14 protein-coding genes and 1 tRNA gene are annotated in these 18,200 nt (G+C 72.1%); 8 read left to right on the top strand and 7 right to left on the bottom strand.

Going from position 1 to position 18,200, the window contains the following annotated elements:
* Nucleotides 1-70 precede the first annotated feature (70 nt).
* The 4 genes from ACZ6W9_RS22325 to ACZ6W9_RS22340 all read left to right on the top strand — a co-directional run bounded on the left by ACZ6W9_RS22325 (nt 71) and on the right by ACZ6W9_RS22340 (nt 2,954).
* A complete protein-coding gene (locus tag ACZ6W9_RS22325; protein WP_470119419.1) occupies nt 71-499 on the top strand; it encodes an Rrf2 family transcriptional regulator in 429 nt (142 codons plus the stop codon).
* A 91-nt stretch (nt 500-590) separates the two neighbouring features.
* Nucleotides 591-1,316: an NIPSNAP family protein gene (locus tag ACZ6W9_RS22330; protein ID WP_470119421.1), complete on the top strand. Its 726-nt coding sequence runs from the start codon at nt 591-593 to the stop codon at nt 1,314-1,316.
* A 442-nt stretch (nt 1,317-1,758) separates the two neighbouring features.
* Complete coding sequence (locus ACZ6W9_RS22335; protein WP_470119423.1) at nt 1,759-2,220, top strand: hypothetical protein; 462 nt, start codon at nt 1,759-1,761, stop codon at nt 2,218-2,220.
* A 353-nt stretch (nt 2,221-2,573) separates the two neighbouring features.
* On the top strand, nt 2,574-2,954 hold the full coding sequence (locus tag ACZ6W9_RS22340) for a hypothetical protein (RefSeq protein ID WP_389969900.1): 381 nt from the start codon (nt 2,574-2,576) through the stop codon (nt 2,952-2,954).
* A gap of 502 nt (nt 2,955-3,456) precedes the next feature.
* Here the strand turns inward: ACZ6W9_RS22340 and ACZ6W9_RS22345 are convergent.
* Both ACZ6W9_RS22345 and ACZ6W9_RS22350 read right to left on the bottom strand, forming a co-directional pair.
* Nucleotides 3,457-3,545 (bottom strand) — tRNA-Ser (locus ACZ6W9_RS22345).
* A gap of 143 nt (nt 3,546-3,688) precedes the next feature.
* Nucleotides 3,689-6,520 carry a MinD/ParA family ATP-binding protein gene (locus tag ACZ6W9_RS22350; RefSeq protein ID WP_470119425.1) on the bottom strand — a complete coding sequence of 944 codons (2,832 nt, stop codon included), beginning with the start codon at nt 6,518-6,520 and terminating at the stop codon, nt 3,689-3,691.
* Between the two features lie 217 nt (nt 6,521-6,737).
* Between ACZ6W9_RS22350 and ACZ6W9_RS22355 the strand changes: the two genes are divergently transcribed.
* Nucleotides 6,738-7,694, top strand: coding sequence for an NAD(P)H-quinone oxidoreductase (locus ACZ6W9_RS22355; protein WP_470119427.1), 957 nt, complete (start codon nt 6,738-6,740; stop codon nt 7,692-7,694).
* Between the two features lie 5 nt (nt 7,695-7,699).
* Complete coding sequence (locus tag ACZ6W9_RS22360) at nt 7,700-8,209, top strand: bacterial proteasome activator family protein (protein ID WP_362943974.1); 510 nt, start codon at nt 7,700-7,702, stop codon at nt 8,207-8,209.
* A 57-nt stretch (nt 8,210-8,266) separates the two neighbouring features.
* On the opposite strand, the gene ACZ6W9_RS22365 is transcribed toward ACZ6W9_RS22360, so the two are convergent.
* Nucleotides 8,267-9,061: an HAD family hydrolase gene (locus ACZ6W9_RS22365; protein WP_389969894.1), complete on the bottom strand. Its 795-nt coding sequence runs from the start codon at nt 9,059-9,061 to the stop codon at nt 8,267-8,269.
* 236 nt (nt 9,062-9,297) lie between these two features.
* Here ACZ6W9_RS22365 and ACZ6W9_RS22370 point away from each other — a divergent pair, with 236 nt between their 5' ends.
* A complete protein-coding gene (locus ACZ6W9_RS22370; RefSeq protein ID WP_179821289.1) occupies nt 9,298-9,501 on the top strand; it encodes a cold-shock protein in 204 nt (67 codons plus the stop codon).
* A gap of 651 nt (nt 9,502-10,152) precedes the next feature.
* Here ACZ6W9_RS22370 and serS read toward each other — a convergent pair.
* The 3 genes from serS to ACZ6W9_RS22385 form a co-directional block, all read right to left on the bottom strand.
* A complete protein-coding gene (gene serS, locus ACZ6W9_RS22375; RefSeq protein WP_389969892.1) occupies nt 10,153-11,415 on the bottom strand; it encodes a serine--tRNA ligase in 1,263 nt (420 codons plus the stop codon).
* A 267-nt stretch (nt 11,416-11,682) separates the two neighbouring features.
* Nucleotides 11,683-12,603, bottom strand: a complete 921-nt coding sequence (gene pheA, locus ACZ6W9_RS22380) for a prephenate dehydratase (protein WP_362943980.1) — start codon at nt 12,601-12,603, stop codon at nt 11,683-11,685.
* Between the two features lie 154 nt (nt 12,604-12,757).
* Nucleotides 12,758-14,146 (bottom strand): glycosyltransferase 87 family protein, encoded by a 1,389-nt coding sequence (locus tag ACZ6W9_RS22385; RefSeq protein ID WP_470119438.1) that lies wholly within the window; start codon nt 14,144-14,146, stop codon nt 12,758-12,760.
* A gap of 239 nt (nt 14,147-14,385) precedes the next feature.
* On the opposite strand from ACZ6W9_RS22385, the gene ACZ6W9_RS22390 reads away from it, so the two are divergent.
* On the top strand, nt 14,386-16,614 hold the full coding sequence (locus ACZ6W9_RS22390) for a hypothetical protein (RefSeq protein WP_470119429.1): 2,229 nt from the start codon (nt 14,386-14,388) through the stop codon (nt 16,612-16,614).
* On the opposite strand, the gene ACZ6W9_RS22395 is transcribed toward ACZ6W9_RS22390, so the two are convergent.
* On the bottom strand, nt 16,496-18,049 hold the full coding sequence (locus ACZ6W9_RS22395; RefSeq protein WP_389969888.1) for an MptA/MptB family glycosyltransferase: 1,554 nt from the start codon (nt 18,047-18,049) through the stop codon (nt 16,496-16,498). The two genes, ACZ6W9_RS22390 and ACZ6W9_RS22395, sit on opposite strands and share 119 nt — an antisense overlap.
* Nucleotides 18,050-18,200 lie beyond the last annotated feature (151 nt).

An 18,200-nucleotide genomic window follows, 5' to 3' on the forward strand; every position in this document is an offset into this window, starting at 1 on the left:
GACAGCGGCCCGTCGACGCGGCTTGACCACCGTACGGCTGTAACAGAAGATGTTACGACAAGGAGGGGTGATGGCGGCGAACAGCAGGTTGACCATCGCGACGCATGCGCTGACGTGGCTGGCGCTGGCGCGACGCCGCGGCCAGGAGGTGCTGACCTCCGACCAGGTCGCGGCCAGCGTCAACACCAACCCTGTGATCATCCGGCGCAGCCTCGGCGACCTGCGGCGAGCCGGTCTCGTGGAGGTCCGCCACGGCGCCGGCGCGGGCTGGAGCCTGGCCCGCGCGCCCGAGGAGATCACCATGCTCCAGGTGTACGACGCGGTCGGGGGCGAACAGCCGTTCGGCCTGCACCACACCGAGCCCAACCTGGAGTGCCCGGTCGGCCGGGGCATCCGGCCCGCCCTCAACCAGACCTACGACCGGGTCGAGCGGGCCATCCGGCGGGAGCTGGCGGACACCTCCATCGCCGACATGCTTCGCGAGACGCTGACGAAGTAATCGACGTCGCGGCGGTTCGAATCCCGCCGCGTCACAGCACGGCCGTTGCTGTAACAGAGATTGTTACAGCATTGAACGAGGAGTGACCCTGATGGAAGCCGTACGGTGCCCGATCGTCGAACTGCGGCAGTACACGCTGCACCCGGGACGGCGCGACGTGCTGATCGACCTGTTCGACCGGGAGTTCGTCGAGACCCAGGAGGCGACGGGCATGACCGTCCTGGGACAGTTCCGCGACCTGGACGATCCCGACCGGTTCGTATGGCTCCGCGGCTTCGAGGACATGCCGAGCCGCGCGAAGGCGCTGGAGAGCTTCTACGGCGGCCCGATCTGGCGGGCACACCGCGACGAGGCGAACGCAACGATGATCGACTCCGATGACGTGCTACTGCTGCGGCCGGCCTCGGCGCGGGGCGGCTTCCCGGCGCCGGCGGACGCCCGACCGGCCCCCGGCGAGCCGCCGTCGCTCGTCCTCGCCACGATCTGGCACGGCGCCGGCCCGTTCGACACCGCGTTCGTCGAGTTCTTCGAGCGACGGGTCCGGCCCGTGCTCGCCGAGACCGGCGGCGAGCCACTGGCGTATCTGCGGTCGGAGCACGCCCCGAACACCTTCCCGGCGCTGCCGGTACGGACCGGCGAAGAGGTCTTCGTGTGGTTCGCACGGTTCGCCGACGAAGGCCGGCTCGACGGGCATCTGGCTTCCCTGCGGCGCGCGGAACGCTGGACGGAGGAGGTGCTGCCCGTCCTTTCCGAGCGGTGGGCGAGGTCTCCGCAACGGCTGCGGCTCGTCCCCACCGGGCGGTCATTGTTGCGGTGACCTCCGAGGGCCATGGCCTGGCCTGCCGGCCGGAGGTCCCGGGCAGGCCGGGGCCGGGCCGATACGGCGGCGCCCGGCCGCATCCCCCGAAACGATCAACGACGCCCGGCTAAGGAGATCCCCAGCAAGGCGAAGCCCTCGATCCCGCGGGTTCGAGGGCTTCCGATGTCCGGAGACATCACAGGGCGGAGAGCGTGGAATTCGAACCCACGAGGACCGTCGGCGGCCCCAGCGGTTTCAAGAGGGCCGCGTTCCAGACGACGACAGAGCTTCTGACCAGGGCGAAAGCGTCTTCCCCGACCCGAACGACGGAAGGTCATCCCGCAGGCTCCTCACCCCTCTCCGACCATGGCCCAGGAGCCGATCATGCCCTTCCGTCCGCGGAAGCCCTCCCACCTCGACTCTTGACCCACCCTCTCCGCCATCCGAGATCATGTCGGCCATGTGGTTCTTCCGCTTCCTCGCCATCGGACTCCTCAGCGGGATCCTGATGATCCCGCTCCTGCACTCTCCCCGAGGTGACGGATTCGAGCACCTGCGCTTGAATGCGATCATGAGCCTGGAGGTCGGCTGGTTCTTCTTGGTCCCGATCTCACTGGTGGCCGGAGTCTGGAAGGCCTTCTCTTCCAGAGAGCTGTTCCGGACGGCACCTCCGGACTTCGTCCTGGGAGGGATCACCTTCGCGTTCGGTGCTCTGGTCCTGCACCAGGCGATGGCCGCATCACGATGGCTCAACGGTTCACCGTCCGGAGTCGGCGATCCGGACGGCGAGTACGTCATGGCAGCGTTCGCCGAACTTTCGGGTGTGGTGATCATGATCGTCGGCATGGTGATCCTGATCAGCCGGGCAGTCACCGTCATCGATTCCCGAAAGGCGGACATCCCGGCACCCACGAGTCGTTGATCAGAGACGGAAAAGCCGGGTTCCTGACGTCCTGCTTGCAGAGACCGACCACATCACCGAACGGCTGACGGCCCGGAACCTCCCCAAGGACGAGGCCGAGGTACTCGGCTCCTCCAAGCCGGTGTTTGAGGTGCCGGCCACCGTACATGACGCGGCGGGGACAGTGGTCCTGGTGATGGGGGTAGCCTTACCAGGCGATCTCCATGAGTCACAGGATGTCCATCCCGTGACCTGGACCGACGCCGGAGGGTGCCGTGTCTGATACTCCTGTTGCCCCCGGCGAGGATCCCCCGGTCAGACGGTCTTTCCGGCGCGGTGCGGGAGGCGGCTGCCTGCTGGCGGTGCTCCTACCGGTGGCCGGCCTGTTTCTGCTGGTCAAGGCCCCCATGTGGGTCAATGACGCGAAGCTGGACAGCTTGATCGAACGTTTCGAGGACCACCCCCTGCCCCCGAAGACATACTGGGCGGGCAACGACGCGGAGGGCTCCATCGCGCTGCGGGGCAACGGCAACCACTGCGACTACCGCGCCCGGTTCACCCTGAGCACCGAATTGCCCATCGAGGAGCTCCTCGCCCATTACAAGCGGGCGGACATCGCGGGGGTCGAGTCGAGCCGGCCGAGCATCACCGCCTGGATTCGGCCGTCGTCGGAGCAGTCGGTTCATGGTCCCCGACCGGTACTCGTAGAGCTGAACGACGGCACTGACGCGGGGTTGGACATCCGCTGTCACTGAACCTTTGAGGCATGTCGGCCAGCGGTGAGCCTCACCCTCTCCTCATGAACACTCGTTCGGACAAGTTGAGGAAGACGGCCTCAACTCTTTCGGACAAATGGACGAGCGAATATCCCGCTGTCCATCACCATCCATGAAGAACCGATCCGCCATGGCGATTCAGGACCCCGTCCCCGTCAGCTTCGAGCAGGTCTTCCCGCACGGCTGCCCCATCGTCGGCGAGGTCGAGCGGGTCAAGGACTTCACCGCCTCCACCGGCGACCGGACCGTCCACGCGAAGGACAAGACCACCGGTGAGCCGGTGTGGCAGGTCGCCGTCATGGACGCCGACCCCACCGTCAAGGCTGGCCAGAAGACCGTCACCGTGAAGATCATTTCGCGTATATCCCGCGGCCCCCGGCCGAGAGCCGCTCACGGTGGCCTACGACTGCGCACCCCCGAAACGGCCAACGGCGCCCGACCGAAGGGAATCCCCTGGTCAGGCGCCGTTTCGTGTGGTGAGCGGAGAGCGTGGGATTCGAACCCACGAGGACCGTCGCCGGCCCTAGCGGTTTTCAAGACCGCCGCCATCGTCCACTAGGCGAGCTCTCCCGGCCGACACGCCCGAAGAACGTGTCAGATTGCACCTTAGCCTCTCACCGCCACCGGCGCGTCCCCGACTCGGTGGCGCTCCGCTCCGGCCATGGGCCGGAAACCCGGGGGCGGCTGTCCGAAAGCCGGAGCCGCCGTCCGGGTCAGGGTTGCGGCACCTGCTGTCCGGCGAAGCCGTCGCCGACGGAGGCGGCCAGCCGCAGGTAGGCGTCGCGGGTGGCTGGCTGCAGCCGCTCCAGGTCGATCTCGGCGCCTTCCTCCAGGTGGGGGTCGTAGGGGACGCGGATCACCGCGCGGCAGCGGGCCGCGAAGTGGGCCTCCAGCCGGTCGAGATCGACGGTCGACTTCGACCTCGGACGGACGCTGCACAGCACCACGGTGGCCGAACGGACCAGGTCCTCGTAGTGGTGGGCCTCCAGCCAGTCGAGGGTCGCCGAGGCGGCTCGGGCGCCGTCCACGGACGGGGAGCTGACCAGGACGAGCTGGTCGGCCAGGCCCAGGACTCCCGACATGGCCGAGTGGAGCAGACCGGTGCCGCAGTCGGTGATGCAGATCGAGTAGAAGTTCTCCAGGACCTGCGCCACCGCCTGGTAGTCGGACGCGCTGAACGCCTCCGACACCGACGGGTCGCGGTCGGAGGCGAGGACCTCCAGCCGCGACGGCGCCTGCGAGGTGAAGGCTCTTATGTCGACGTAGCGCTTGATCTGCTTGCGCTCGTTGAGCAGGTCGCGGACGGTCGCGGAGGTCTCCAGCTCCAGTTTGTCCGAAAGGGTCCCGCGGTCGGGGTTGGCGTCGACCGCGATGACCCGGTCGCCGCGGATCTGGGCGAGGGTCGCGCCGAGACCGACCGTGGTGGTGGTCTTTCCGACTCCGCCCTTCAGGCTGAGTACGGCGACGCGGTGGTGGCCGGTGGCGACCGGGGTACGGGCCCGGGTCATCAGTTCGCCGCGGCGACGGACCTCGGGCGACTCGCCGGGCTTGATCAGGCCGGCGGTGGCCCGGTAGACCAGCTTGCGCCAGCCGCTGGACGGCCCGTTTCGGCGGCCCCGGAGCAGCGAGTCGGGGTCCAGGCTGTCGGCCGACGGCCTGGAGGTGCCCGAGGACTGCCGGGAGGGGGCGCTGAACGCGGGCGGCGGCGCCGAGTGGCGGCGGCGCGGCTGGTACGGCTCCCGCAGTTCCTCGTCCTCGTACTCGTCCTCGTCGGGGAAGAAGGAGTTGCCCCCGCCGGAGGAGGCGGAACCTCTGTCCTTGCGGGAGGCGGCGAGCCTGTCACCGCGGTCGGCGGGCCGGTCCCGCCCGGGAGCGGAGGGCCTGTCGCGGTCCTGCCCGGGAGCGGGGGACCTCTCTCGATCCGGAGCGTCCACCGGAGTGGCCGAGGTCGCCGAGGCGGCCGGGGTGAACGGCCGCTCGTGGTGCTCCGGCGAGAAGGGGGCCTCCCCACGGGGGGCGACGTCGCGGTCCCGGCCGTCTCGATCGTCCGGGGACGGCGCGGGAGCCGTGCCGTCCCGGGGAGCCGAAGGCGCGTCCCAACCCCCGGCGAAGGGCGAAGGGCCGGACGGGCCGGAGGGGTCGGAGAGTCCGAAGGCGGCCGGGCCGAACGAGCCGGGGGTCTGCCGTTCCGGCGCGCCGGGCTGCGGCCGGTCGGCGCCGAAGGCGACGGGGGCCCCGAACGGGCCGGGGGCGCCGGGGTTGGGAGGCTCCGAACCGGGCCGCTCCGAACCGGACGCCTTCGAACCGGACGCCTTCGAACCGGGCCGCTCCGAACCGGACGCCTTGGAGCCGGACGCCTCCGAACCCGGCGTCCCGGCGGCGGACGCCTCCGGCTCCGGCTTCCCGGACCCGTGGGTCTCCGGGCTCGGCCTCTCGGGCCCGGAGATCTCCGGACTCGGCGCTCCGGACCCGGGGATCTCCGGGCTCGACGCCCCGGAGCCGGACGTCTCGGGTGCTCGCCGTACGGGGTCGGTGACGGCCGGCTCCGCGGCGGCGTCCGGCTCGGCGGCCCCGGAACCGGGCCGGTCGCGGTCCCGGTCGGCGCCGCGGGACTCGAAGCTCCCGAAGGAGAACCCTTCGAGCTTCGGAGCCGGGGGCCTGAAGGGTTCGAGCGAGGACTCGGCGGGGTCGGCAGGGGTCCCGGCGGGCTCGAACGGCTCGGACACGGGCCCAGAGGATCCAGAAGGCCCGGAGGACCCGGACGCGGATCCCGAGGGTCTGAAGGGTTCGAGCGGAGGCTCGGCGGAGGCCGTGGAACGACCGGTCTCGGCGGGTTTGAAAGGTTCGAGGGCCGGCTCGGCGGCCTCGGAGGACCCGGTGGTCCGGGCGGCTCCGGAAGATCCGGAGCCGGCGGGGTCGTCGGACGGCCGTTCGAGAGCGGGGCCCGTGAACGACGGCCGTTCGAGGGCGGGATCGGTGAAGGACGGCCGTTCCAGAACGGGGTCGGTGAACGACGGCCGCTCAAGCCCGGGGTCCGTGAACGACGGCCGCTCGGGGTCCGGACCGGCGGACGACGGCCGCGCGGAACCCGGGTCGGTGAACGATCCCCGGCCGAGGCCCGGGTCGGTGAACGACGCCCGGTCGTCGTCGGCGGGGAAACGGAGGTCGGGCCGGGTGAAGTCACCCGTCGCGGAGCCCTCGGCGTCGTCGTGCTCCTGGCGGGGCAGCGGCCTCAGCGGGGCGAGGAAGCCGTCGTCGTCCCGGGGGAAGGACGGCGGGGAGGACGAGGGAGAGGACGACGGGGAGGACCCTCCGAACGGCGGCACCGTGAACGCGCCCGCCGCCGTGCCCGCGCTCATCCAGTCCGCCGCGTCGGCGTCCTCGGCCGGGTGACCGCCCGTGCCCGGAGAGGTGTCCGAGGGCGCGTAGGCCGAGTCGACGGCGGCACGGAGGAGTTGCGCCGAGGTGGTCTCGGGCTCGGGCTCGGCGGCGACCAGGCCCCAGGGGTCCCTCGGGTACGGCGAGGCCGCGGTGGGGTCGTCCACCGCGTTCTTTGCCGGTACCGGGGGTACCTCCTCCTGTTCCTTGATAGCGTCGAGCCAGGCGAGCTGTTCCTCGAGAGATTCCTCACGATCGTGCCTTGCCACCGTGTTCCCCCTCGGGATGGGCGTAAAAGGGCAGCAAACACATAGCAGGTTAACGCCCTGTGTTCACATCATCGCGGGCAACGGCCAAGTTCGCCCACCGGATAGCTTGGCTCACATGCACGCCATCGTGATCGATAAACCCGGCGGACCCGAGGCGCTGTCGTGGCGGCAGGTGCCCGATCCGCGTCCCGGCCCAGGTGAGGTCCTCATCGACGTGGCGGCCTCGGCCGTCAACCGCGCCGACGTGATGCAGAGACAGGGACGGTACGACCCGCCGCCGGGCGCCTCGCCGTACCCGGGGCTGGAGTGTTCCGGGGTGGTCGCCGAGGTGGGTCCGGCCGTCGAGGGCTTCCGGCCGGGCGACCGGGTCTGCGCGCTGCTGACCGGCGGCGGCTACGCCGAGAAGGTCACCGTGCCCTGGCAGCAGGTCATGCGGGTGCCCGGGGGCGTGGATCTGGTGGAGGCGGCGGCGCTGCCCGAGGTCGCCTGCACAGTGTGGTCCAACGTCTTCATGACCGCGCGGCTGAGGAAGGGCGAGACGCTCCTCGTCCACGGCGGGGCCAGCGGCATCGGCACGCTGGCCGTACAGCTCGCCAAGGCGTTCGGCTCGCGCGTGGCCGTCACCGCCGGGACGGACGAGAAGGTCGCCCGTTGCCTGGAGCTCGGCGCCGACGAGGGCGTCAACTACCGCGAGGAGGACTTCTCCGAACGGATCCAGGCGGATGTGATCCTCGACATCGTCGGCGGGAGATATCTGCCCGCGAACATCAGGGCCCTCAGGACCGGGGGGCGGCTGGTCGTGATCGGCATGCAGGGCGGCTCGAAGGGCGAGCTGGACCTGGGTGCGCTCCTCGCCAAGCGGGCCTCGGTGCACGGCACCACGCTACGCGCGCGGCCGGTGGATGAGAAGGGGGTGATCGTGCGCGGCGTCGTGGACAACGTCTGGCCGCTGGTCGACGCGGGCGTGATCCGGCCGGTGATCCACGCCCGGGTGCCGATGGGCGAGGCCGCCGAAGCCCATCGGCTCATCGAGACCGGGGAACACGTCGGGAAAATTCTGCTAGTAGGTTGAGGGCTATGAACGCTGAGGAGAGCACTCCGCACATCGTGGTCGTGGGGCCCCAGGGCGCGCAGGTCGAGCAGGACGGAGAGGGTCGCTCGGTCGCCGATCTGGTGGAGCAGCCCGCCAAGGTCATGCGCATCGGCAGCATGATCCGGCAGCTCCTCGAGGAGGTCCGGGCCGCCCCCCTGGACGAGGCGAGCCGCAAGCGGCTCAAGGAGATCCACCAGAGCTCGATCAAGGAGCTGGAGGACGGCCTGGCCCCCGAGCTGGTCGAGGAGCTGGAGCGCCTGTCGCTTCCCTTCGCCGACACCGACGGCACCCCGCCGAGCGACGCGGAGCTGCGCGTCGCGCACGCCCAGCTCGTCGGCTGGCTGGAGGGCCTGTTCCACGGGATCCAGACCACGCTCTTCGCCCAGCAGATGGCCGCCCGCGCCCAACTGGAGAACATGCGCAGGGCGCTGCCCGGCGGCGTCTCCCTCCAGCAGGACGGCGGCCACCAGGGCAGCTCGGGCCCCTACCTGTAAGCCCTTCCGCCCGCGGAGGCCGTCGGCCCGCACGCTCCGGCGTCCGCGGGACCGGGACTACCGGTAGAGGCCCTCCAGCACCTCGGCCACCCCGTCGTCGTCGTTGGCCGCGGTCACGTGATCGACCGCGGCCAGCACCTCGGCGTGGGCGTTGGCGACGGCGTAGGAGGTGCCGGCCCAGCGCAGCATCGGCAGGTCGTTGGGCATGTCGCCGAAGGCGATCGCGTCGGTCCGCCCGACGTCCTGGGTCTCGGCGAGGGCGGCCAGCGCGGTGGCCTTGGTCACGCCCCGGGCGCTCATCTCGATCAGTGCCCGCCCGCTGGAGTGGGTGGGCGTCACGAGGTCGCCGACCAGCTCGCAGACGGCGTCGTTGAGGACGTCGGGGTCCATCTCGGGGTGCAGGGCCAGGAGTTTGGCGCAGGGCCGCTCGGTGAGGGCCGCCGCCTCGACGAGCAGCCCGGCGGTCCGGCTGTCGGCGCGGTCGAGGCGGAAGTCCGACTCGTGGGCGTACCCGCCTTCGTACTCGACGGAGAAGGCCAGCCCGGAGAACTCCGCGCGGAGCCTCCCGACGACCTCCCCCAGTACGTCGGGGGTGATGAGGTGCGACTGGACGACACGCTCGGTGTGCAGGTCGTAGACCAGGGCGCCGTTGGCGCAGATGGCCAGTCCCCGGTGGCGTACGGCTCCGGCCACCGGGCGCATCCAGCGAGGTGGTCTGCCGGTCACGAAGACGAGTGTGGCGCCGGCCTCCTCGACACGTGCGAAGGCGGCGACGGTGCGGTCGGAGACGGTTCCGTCCGAGCGCAGTGCGGTACCGTCGAGGTCGGTGGCGACGAGGCGGGGGCTTCCCATAACACGTCCAGTCTGCACCGTGCCGCCCGATGCCACGCCACGCGGGACTCGCCTGGGATGAACTTCCTCATGGCGGGAACACCCATCCGCGGGATAGTGTTAGATGTGATGGCGTTGTATTAGCTGAATCCCGTTGTGAAAACCAGTTTGACTGAACCACCCCGGGGCGTGCTGTACGACACATGGGGTTCACGAGGTGTGAATCCCGAAGTTTCAAATCCTGAGGGAGAGCTTTAATGGCTCAGGGAACCGTCAAGTGGTTCAACGCTGAAAAGGGCTTCGGCTTCATCGCGCCGGACGGTGGCGCACCGGACGTCTTCGTCCACTTCTCCGAGATCCAGGGCTCCGGCTACCGGAGCCTCGAGGACGGTCAGCGTGTCGAGTTCGAGATCACGCAGGGCCAGAAGGGCCCGCAGGCCTCGCAGGTCCGCGCCGTCTGACGCATAGACCTCTGTAGAGGGGAAGGCGGGGTTCGCTTCACGCGAACCCCGCCTTCGCCGTTTCCGGACAGCTTCGCGAGTTCCGGACATGCATGGCCGCCCCTTTCGGGCACCCCTTAAGCCCTTTCTCCTGCCCTTCCTGCTGTCTTTCCATCGCCGCCGACCGCCCCTCCGTCGTCGGGCCTCCTCCGGCGTCGGTCGCCTCCTCCGCTCCATGCCCCCTCCTCGCCCCTGAGAGCTCCGCTGAGGGTCTCGCCCGGCATGGACGACCGGAAGGGCCGGTGGCCGCCCACAGACCTCTCGTGGGCTCATGAAGACGATCTCCGACGGGACGGCGGGACGGTCGCCCCAGGGGCCGTGGATCCCCACTCGTGCGCACCGCCGTCCGTGTGGTGAAAATCACCGGCCGACGGCGAGTGCCGAACCTCGTTCCGGCGGCCGGAAGAGGCCCTTGCGCCCGCTTCGGGCTCCCGCCGGAGGTTTCCACTGTTTCCAGGAGGGCGAGACCGCGCGCTCGCCGTCCGCTCCCCTTGACCGGGGGCATGACGACGAGGGCCCCGCCGGGGTCGGCGGGGCCCTCGGGCCGACGGAGTCGGAAAGGAGCCGGAAGAGCGAGAAAGACCGAAAAGAAGGCCAGGCGACCGTTATGTGTTACTTGACGGGTTCGAGGATGTCGAGGCCGACATAGGGACGCAGGGCCTCCGGGACCACGACGGAGCCGTCGGCCCGCTGGTGGTTCTCCAGGATGGCGACGATCCACCGGGTGGTGGCCAGGGTGCCGTTGAGCGTCGCCACGGGCTGGGGCCTGCCGCCCGCGTCGCGGAAGCGGACGCCCAGGCGGCGGGCCTGGAAGTCGGTGCAGTTGGACGTCGAGGTCAGCTCACGGTAGCGGCCCTGGCTGGGCACCCACGCCTCGCAGTCGAACTTCCGCGCCGCGCTCGTGCCGAGGTCGCCGGCCGCGGTGTCGATGATCCGGTAGGGCACCTCGACCTTGGCGAGCATCTCCCGCTCCCAGGCGAGCAGCCGCCGGTGCTCGTCCTGCGCGTCTTCGGGACGGCAGTAGGAGAACATCTCGATCTTGTCGAACTGGTGGACCCGGATGATGCCCCGGGTGTCCTTGCCGTACGAGCCCGCCTCACGACGGAAGCAGGACGACCAGCCGGCGTAGCGGTACGGCAGCGCCGCGCCGTCGAGGATCTCGTCGGCGTGGTAGGCCGCCATCGGGACCTCACTGGTGCCGACCAGGAACAGGTCCTCCTCCGGCAGGTGGTAGACCTCGCTCGCGTGCGCGCCGAGGAAGCCGGTGCCCTTCATCGACTCCGGCTTGACCAGCACCGGCGGGATCATCGGGACGAACCCGGCCTCGATCGCGTGCTGCATGGCCATGTTGAGCAGGCCGAGCTGGAGGCGGGCGCCGGCGCCCTTCAGGAAGAAGAACCGCGCGCCCGAGACCTTCGCACCGCGCTCCATATCGATCGCGCCGAGCAGCTCGCCGAGCTCCAGGTGGTCGCGCGGCTCGAAGTCGAAGGACGGCTTCTCACCGACCTCCTCCAGCACGACGTAGTCGTCCTCGCCGCCCTCCGGAGCGCCCTCCTCCACGAGGTTGGGCACGGTGTAGAGCAGCTCGTCGAGCTCCCCGGCCAGCTTCTCGGCCTCGGTCTCGGCGGACTTGACCTGTGCCGAGAGGTCCTTGGCCCGGTCGAGCAGGGCGGTCTTCTCGTCGCCGGAGGCGCGGGAGACCGACTTGCCGATGCTCTTCTGCTCGGCGCGCAGCGCCTCGAAGCGGCTCAGCGCGCCGCGCCGCCGCTCGTCGAGGTCGAGCAGCTTTTCGACGACGGAGTCGTCCTCGCCGCGGGCACGCTGCGACGCCCGTAGCCGGTCGGGATCCTCACGAAGGGTACGCAGGTCAATCACAGGACAAGGCTACCGATGCGGGGCACGCACCCGCTCACCTATTGCTCCGGTCACTCCGGGCCCCTTCGTTCCGGCTCCTCCCACCTGGACGGATCCACCGGGCCGAAGGACGGACCGGCCCGCCCGGAGGATCCGGCCCGTCCGGCGGAATCGGCTCGTCCGGAAGGTCCGGAACACCTGGAGGGACCGGACCGTCCGGCGGAATCGGCCCGTCCGGAAGGTCCGGAGAGACCGGACCGCCCGGGGAGGCCGGACCGCCAGAAAAGGTCAGGGCCGGCCGGAGCGGATCCTGGACAGCCAGTCCGCGGCCTCGGCGAAGTCGTCGTCGGCCGTTCCCCGCTTGATCCGCGGCGCCACGCCGTCGGCGCGCGGATAGCTCCCGAGGAAGCGGACGCCGGCGCAGATGCGGCGCAGCCCGGAGACCGCCTCGCCGACCCTGGCCTCGGCCACGTGGCCCTCGAAGTCGAAGTGGAAGAAGTAGCGGCCGATGCCGTCGCCGGTGGGCCGCGACTCGATGCGGGTGAGGTTGACGCCGCGCACCGAGAACTCGGTGAGCATCTCCAGCAGCGCGCCCGGGTGGTCGTCGGTGAGGAAGGCGACCAGCGAGGTGCAGTCGGAGCCGGTGGGCTCGGGAAGCCGGCCCGGCCGGGAGAGGCGGATGAAGCGGGTCACGGTGTCGGCCCGGTCGCCGACCCCGGACGCCAGCTCCACCAGGCCGTAACGCTCCCCGGCGATGCGCGCGGCGATGGCCGCGTCGTACGGCGAGCCCGGGTCGGCCACCTCCTGGGCGGCGGCCGCGGTCGACGGGGCCGGGACCACCACGGCGTCCGGCATCTCGCGGGCGGCGAAGCCGCGGCACTGGGTGATGGCCGCCGGATGGGTGTAGACCCGCTTGACGCTGGAGAGCGGCATCTCCGTCCGCGCCAGCAGGGAGAACTGCACCGGCAGCAGCAGCTCGGCGGTGATCAGCAGCGGCTCGCCCCAGGCGAGCTCGTCGAGGGTCGAGCTGATGCCGCCCTCCAGGGAGTTCTCCAGCGGCACGACGGCGCCGTCGGCCTCGCCCCGCCTGGCGGCGTCCAGCGCCGCGCTGACGTTGGCGCTCGGCAGACCCTCCGCGTGCGGTGCCAGGATGCGCAGGGCCTCCTCGGTGAAGGTGGCCTCCGGGCCCAGGTAGGCGAGTTTCGGCATGAGGCCAGGCTATCCGGTGCCGGTCCGGAAACGGTGATGAACCACACGTGCCGGGAAGCGCCGGACGGGCGGCCCCACGGGAGGCGCCGGGCGGGTGACCTCAGGCGAGCGACCTCAGGCGGGCGACCTCACAGGAAGCGCCGGGCGGGTGGAGTCAGGCGAGCGACCGGAACGTCTCGCGGCGTCTCGGCAGCCACGAGGCGAGCAGCCAGACCAGGACCAGCGCGCCCAGCCCGAACCCGTTCTGGACGATCTTCCCCAGCACCGGGCTGAGCACCGGGATCTCCGCGGCCTTGATCGTCACACCCCACCAGGGGACGGGCACCACGTAGTACAGCCAGACGCCCGCGGCGACCCGGACCCGTACCGGATCGCGCCCGTCCCCGACCAGCGCGCCGAGGACCACGACCACCCAGGCCAGATGGTGGATCCAGGCAACCGGCGACAGCAGCACCGCCATCAGCCCGGTCAGCGCGACCCCGGTCGTCGCGTGCCCGTCGAGGAACGCCCGGCGGGCGTGGCGGAAGCCGTACCAGCCGACCGCGGCGACCAGGGCCAGCCAGATCAGGGAGGTCGGCGCGTCGGGCAGGTAGAGCCGGATCAGCATGCCGCGCATCGACTGGTTGGTGGTCGCCGCGTTGGCGCCGAGCCGTTCGGGGTCGAGCAGCGCGTGGAACCAGAAGCCGGCGGCGTCGGACGGGATCACCAGGAACGGCAGCAGGGTCAGCAGCGCGGCGGTGAAGGCGGCCATGAAGAAGGCCCGGCGCTGCTCCGGCCGTCCGCCCGGACCGAACCCGGTGAGAAGCAGGTAGATCAGGAAGACACCGGGGGTGAGCTTGACGGCGGTGGCCAGTCCGATCAGCAGTCCGCGCGGCCAGACCGGGCGGCGGGCCGCGCAGTCGGCCAGGCAGAGCGCGACGAGCAGGATGTCCACCTGGCCGAAGCGGACCTGGTCCCTGATCGGCATCAGGTAGGTGCAGGCGACCATCAGGACGGCGAACACCGCCGGGAGCCACAACCCGCCCCGCCGTCCCTCCGCCGGCGCGGCCGTACGGCCCGGCACGCCACGACCGGGGGCGACGCGGCCGGACGCGGCATCGTCCGGCTCACCGCCGCCCGGCAGGCCGGGCCCCGAAGCGGCGCGGCCTGAAGCGAAACGGCCCGGTGCGAAGCGGCCCAGCGCGGCGTGGAAGGCGTACGCGACGGTGACGGCGAGCACGGCGAAGATCCCGGCCGTCCACACCCACTGGGCGACCGGCCAGGACATCATGGCCAGCGGTACGGCCAGCATCGCCGCGACCGGCGGGTAGGTGAACGGCAGGAGCTGCGGCGCGGGCGTCACGAAGTCGTAGACCGGCCGGCCTCCGAGGAGCGCCTGGCCGCCGGTACGGTACACGTCCAGGTCGACCAGCCGCTGGTCGTCGACGTTTCCCAGCCAGTAGAGGACCAGCGGGGCCGCCGCCGCCGCGACGAGCAGCAGCGCGAGCGGCCACGCCCACGGTGGCCGCCTGCCGGTGGTCGTCGCGGTCGCCTCGCCAGTCATCACGAGCAGGCAGGTTACCGTGGGGCTGGTAAACCGGCGGCCCCGGTCCCGGTCCCGCCCGCGGATCTCCGCCCACGCGGGGAGCCGCCCGGCCGGACCCGGCAGACGCGGCAGACGCGGCAGACGCGGCAGACGCGGCAGACGCGGCAGACGCGGCAGACGCGGCAGACGCGGCAGACGCGGCAGACGGAATGATCCACTAAGCAGGACCTGACGGTTCACGGACACGGGGGAGTCTCATGGGTGCGGTGCACGGCGATCACAGGCCCGTCCATCGGGCCGCCGCGTGGGTGCTGTGGGCCGCGTTCACGGTGGTCCTCCTCGTCCCCGGTACGGCCGCCGTCTCCGCCTCGCCGGCGCCGTCCGGGCAGGTCGTGGTGATCGGTGTGCCCGGCCTCGAATGGGAGGACCTCGACCGCGCGCGGACTCCGAACCTGTGGAGGCTCGTGGAGCAGGGAGGGTCCGCGTCGATGTCCACCCGGGCGGTGCCCCCGCCGGGGCGGAGCCTCATCTGCCCGGTCGCGGGCTGGCTGACCGTCTCGGCGGGGCAGCGGGCGGGCGCGCCCGGGGACGGCTGCGCGCCGCCCGCCGCGCCGCGGTCCGGGCCGGACGGCGGGGCGAGTGTGCCGGACTGGTCCCGGCTCACCGCCTACAACGCCGCCGAGGTCTCCTACCGCCCGGTCCTCGGGCAGCTCGGGCAGCTCGTGGTGGACGGCGGGGGGAAGGTGGCGGCGGCCGGGCCGGGAGCCGCACTCGCCGCCGCCGACAAAGCCGGAAATATCGGTAAATACTTCCCCAACATCGACGGACTCGGCGACCTGGCACCGTACCGGCTGGTGGTGGCGGAGGTCCCCGACCTCGCCGAGGCGTGGCTACGGGGGCGTCCGGGCGGCGACGGCCTGCCCGCCGCGCTGACCGAGCGGGCCCGCCGGGAGGCGGCGGCCGCCGCCGACCGCGGAGTGGGCGCGGTCCTCGGCCGGGTCCCGCCGGGCGCCACCGTACTGCTCGGCGGCCTGTCCGACGCCTCGCCGGCCGCCCACCTGCACGTGGCCGTCGCCCGGGGAACGGCCCCCGGCGGCGAGCCGTACCCGCGCGGCATGCTCACCGCGACCTCCACCCGGCAGGACGGCCTGGTCACCAACACCGACCTGACCGCCACCGTGGTCGCCCTGCTGGGCCTCACGGCGCCGAACACGGTCGTGGGGCACGCCTGGCAGAGCGCCGGGCCGGGCGGGGACGGCGGCGGGAGCACGGCCGCCACGGTGGAGCGGCTGGCCGACGACGACCTCGCCAGCGAGGTGCTGCGCGAGGTGCGAGGGCCGTTCTTCACCGGCCTGGTGACCGTGCAGATCCTGTTCTACGTGCTGGCCGCCGTCGCGTTCCGGCGCGGCTGGGGCGGCTCGCGGGCGCTGACGGCCGTCCGGGGCGTCGCGACGGTCAGCGGCGCGATCCCCGTCGCCATCTTCCTGGCCCAGCTCGTGCCGTGGTGGAGCCTGCCCGCGCCGATGGCCGCACTGGTCCTGACCATCGTGGGCATCGCCTGCGTGGTCGCGGCGCTCGCCCTGACCGGGCCGTGGCGGACGCACGTCCTCGGCCCGCCGACCGTGGTCGCCGCGGTCACCTCGCTGGCGCTGCTGGCCGACGTGATGACCGGCTCCCGGCTCCAGGTGAACGCGGTCGGCGGCTACGAGCCGGTCACCGGCGGGCGCTTCTACGGCTTCGGCAACATCGCCTTCGCGGTCTACTCGGCCGGCACCATCCTGGCACTGGCCGGGATCGCCCAGTGGCTGCTGTCCCGCGGACGCCGCACGCTCGCCCTGACCGTCTGCGTCCTGTACGGCGGGCTCGCGGTGTTCGCCGACGGCTGGCCGGGATGGGGCGCCGACTTCGGCGGCGTCCCGGCGTTCCTGGCCGGGGTGGCCGTCCTCGCGGTCCTGCTGTCGGGCCGCCGGCTGTCGGTGGCCAAGGTCGTGCTGATCGGTGTGGCGGGCGTCCTGGCGATCACGGCGATCGCGGTGGCCGACTGGCTGCGGCCCGCCGACCGGCGCACCCACCTGGGCGCGTTCGTCCAGCAGGTGCTGGACGGCGAGGCGTGGGCCGTGGTCGTCCGGAAGTTCGGCGCGATGCTCGGGATCACCGTCGGCAACTGGCCGCTGACCCTGCTCTCGCTGGTCGCGCTGGCCTTCCTGTTCCTGGTGCTGGACCGCCCCTCCCGGTGGGGCGCCTCCGCGCTGGGCCGCGCCTACGCGCTGGCGCCCGCGCTGCGCGCCGGGCTGATCGGCACGCTGGTCTGCGCGCTGGCGGGGTTCCTGCTGAACGACTCCGGCATCGCCATCCCGGCGATGGCGCTCACGGTCGCGGTGCCGCTGACGCTGACCGCCTGCGTGCGCGCGCTCCGGCTCTCGCCGCCCACCACGCCAGGGCGAGCGTCAGAGCCAGCAGGGACCACGGCACCACCCGCTCCCTGAGCAGGGTCTTCAGCCACAGCAGGTCGGCCGGGCGCATCGCCTCCCTGGCCGGGAGGTAACCCAGCGACAGGACGACCGTCCTGGCCAGCACGAAGGTCTCCAGCGCGGGCCAGGACGCCCCGCCCGCCATCGCCAGCAGCGCGAAGGCCAGCCCGTCGTACCACGGCAGCGCGTACGGCGCGGCGAACAGCCAGGCGGCCACCAGCGCCGCGGCGACCGCCGGGGCGGTGGCCCGGGGCGTGGCCCGCAGGACCAGCCATGCCAGGCAGGCCAGCAGCAGCGTCGAGCCGAGCTGGATCCAGGACGAGTACGCGCCGGGCCCGAAGGCCGCCTGCAGGCCGGTCTTGACGAGCTGCCACGGGGTGGCGAGGGAGACCTTCTTGCTGGCCGCGCCCACCTGGTCGAGCACGTGCGGCCCGGCCAGGCCGTAGGTCAGCAACACGGTGGCCGTGGCGGTGCCCGCGACGACGGCGAGCCGGCGCGGCGAGCGGCGCAGCTCCCACGCCGGGCCGAGCGCGACCAGCCCGGCGTTGAGCTTCACACCGATGCCCAGCCCGAGCAGCACGCCGCTCCCGGCCCGCCACCACCCGCCCGATATGACAGAACCCCCGGATACGGCCGGACCACCCGGCACGGCGCCGGCCCGCGCCGCGTTCCCGGCCGCGTGGGCCACGAGCGCGGCGACCATGCAGGCCACGGCGAGGGTGTCGACGTGCATCCCGGCGGCCAGGTGATAGATCATCAGCGGGTTGGCCGCCCACAGCAGCGCCGCCCTGCGGCACAGCACGGCGTCGGCCCGGGTGAAGCGGTGCAGCAGCAGCGCGGTCCCGATGAACGCGGCCGCGTTGAACGCCGCCATCGCGAAGACCGTCAGCCTGACCGAGTCACCGCCGACCAGGCTCGCCAGCGCGTGCACGGCCGTCGCCACCGGGCCGTACACGCTCGTCACGCCGGCCCACTCCTCCACCGCTCCGGTGACCGGGTCGGCGGGCAGCCCGGCGGGGGTGACCGCGTAGGGATCGAGGCCGAGGGCGGCCAGGCGGCCGTAGGCGGCGTAGTTCAGGTGGTCGGCCGAGCCCGACGGGGGGAGGAGGGCCAGCAGCCCGGCCGTCGCGCAGCCGGCCACGAGCAGCAGGCGGGGGGCGGGGCCGCTCCGGGCCCGCAGCGCACCGGCCAGCCCGAGACCGCCCAGCACGATGGCGGCCGCGGCCATGACGATCACGAGGTGGCCGTCTGGGCGCGCGCCCAGGGAGTAGGGGGGCTGCCAGGCCGGGCCGGGCAGCGCCGGGACCATCGCGGACGGTCCGAGCAGCCCGATCAGGACCGTCAGGGTCGCCGACAGCCCGACGGCCGCGTAGGCGGCCGCGTCGAGCCCCCGGAACGCGCCACGCGCGGGAGCTCGTCTGTCGTCGACAACCGCCGGATCCCGAGTCACCCGCAAATTCCAGCACATCCGGCGCGGTGCCCCGGGCGGCGGCCTGTGGCGGACGGCTAGTAGTGCTTTGTTAGGTGGTTAGGGCGGCCGTCTGCGGCAGGTCGGGCATCGGCCTGTCCAGGCTGCCAGCAGGGCCTGCAGCTCCTTGAGG

The organism is Streptosporangium sp. NPDC053982 (assembly GCF_055585205.1).

What these genes read in the sequence shown, in the direction of transcription:
- ACZ6W9_RS22325 (WP_470119419.1), top strand. Translation starts at nt 71, where the DNA reads ATGGCGGCGAACAGCAGGTTGACCATCGCGACGCATGCGCTGACGTGG.
- ACZ6W9_RS22330 (WP_470119421.1), top strand. Translation starts at nt 591, where the DNA reads ATGGAAGCCGTACGGTGCCCGATCGTCGAACTGCGGCAGTACACGCTG.
- ACZ6W9_RS22335 (WP_470119423.1), top strand. Translation starts at nt 1,759, where the DNA reads ATGTGGTTCTTCCGCTTCCTCGCCATCGGACTCCTCAGCGGGATCCTG.
- ACZ6W9_RS22355 (WP_470119427.1), top strand. Translation starts at nt 6,738, where the DNA reads ATGCACGCCATCGTGATCGATAAACCCGGCGGACCCGAGGCGCTGTCG.
- ACZ6W9_RS22360 (WP_362943974.1), top strand. Translation starts at nt 7,700, where the DNA reads ATGAACGCTGAGGAGAGCACTCCGCACATCGTGGTCGTGGGGCCCCAG.
- ACZ6W9_RS22365 (WP_389969894.1), bottom strand. Translation starts at nt 9,061, where the DNA reads ATGGGAAGCCCCCGCCTCGTCGCCACCGACCTCGACGGTACCGCACTG.
- ACZ6W9_RS22370 (WP_179821289.1), top strand. Translation starts at nt 9,298, where the DNA reads ATGGCTCAGGGAACCGTCAAGTGGTTCAACGCTGAAAAGGGCTTCGGC.
- pheA (WP_362943980.1), bottom strand. Translation starts at nt 12,603, where the DNA reads ATGCCGAAACTCGCCTACCTGGGCCCGGAGGCCACCTTCACCGAGGAG.
- ACZ6W9_RS22385 (WP_470119438.1), bottom strand. Translation starts at nt 14,146, where the DNA reads ATGACTGGCGAGGCGACCGCGACGACCACCGGCAGGCGGCCACCGTGG.
- ACZ6W9_RS22390 (WP_470119429.1), top strand. Translation starts at nt 14,386, where the DNA reads ATGGGTGCGGTGCACGGCGATCACAGGCCCGTCCATCGGGCCGCCGCG.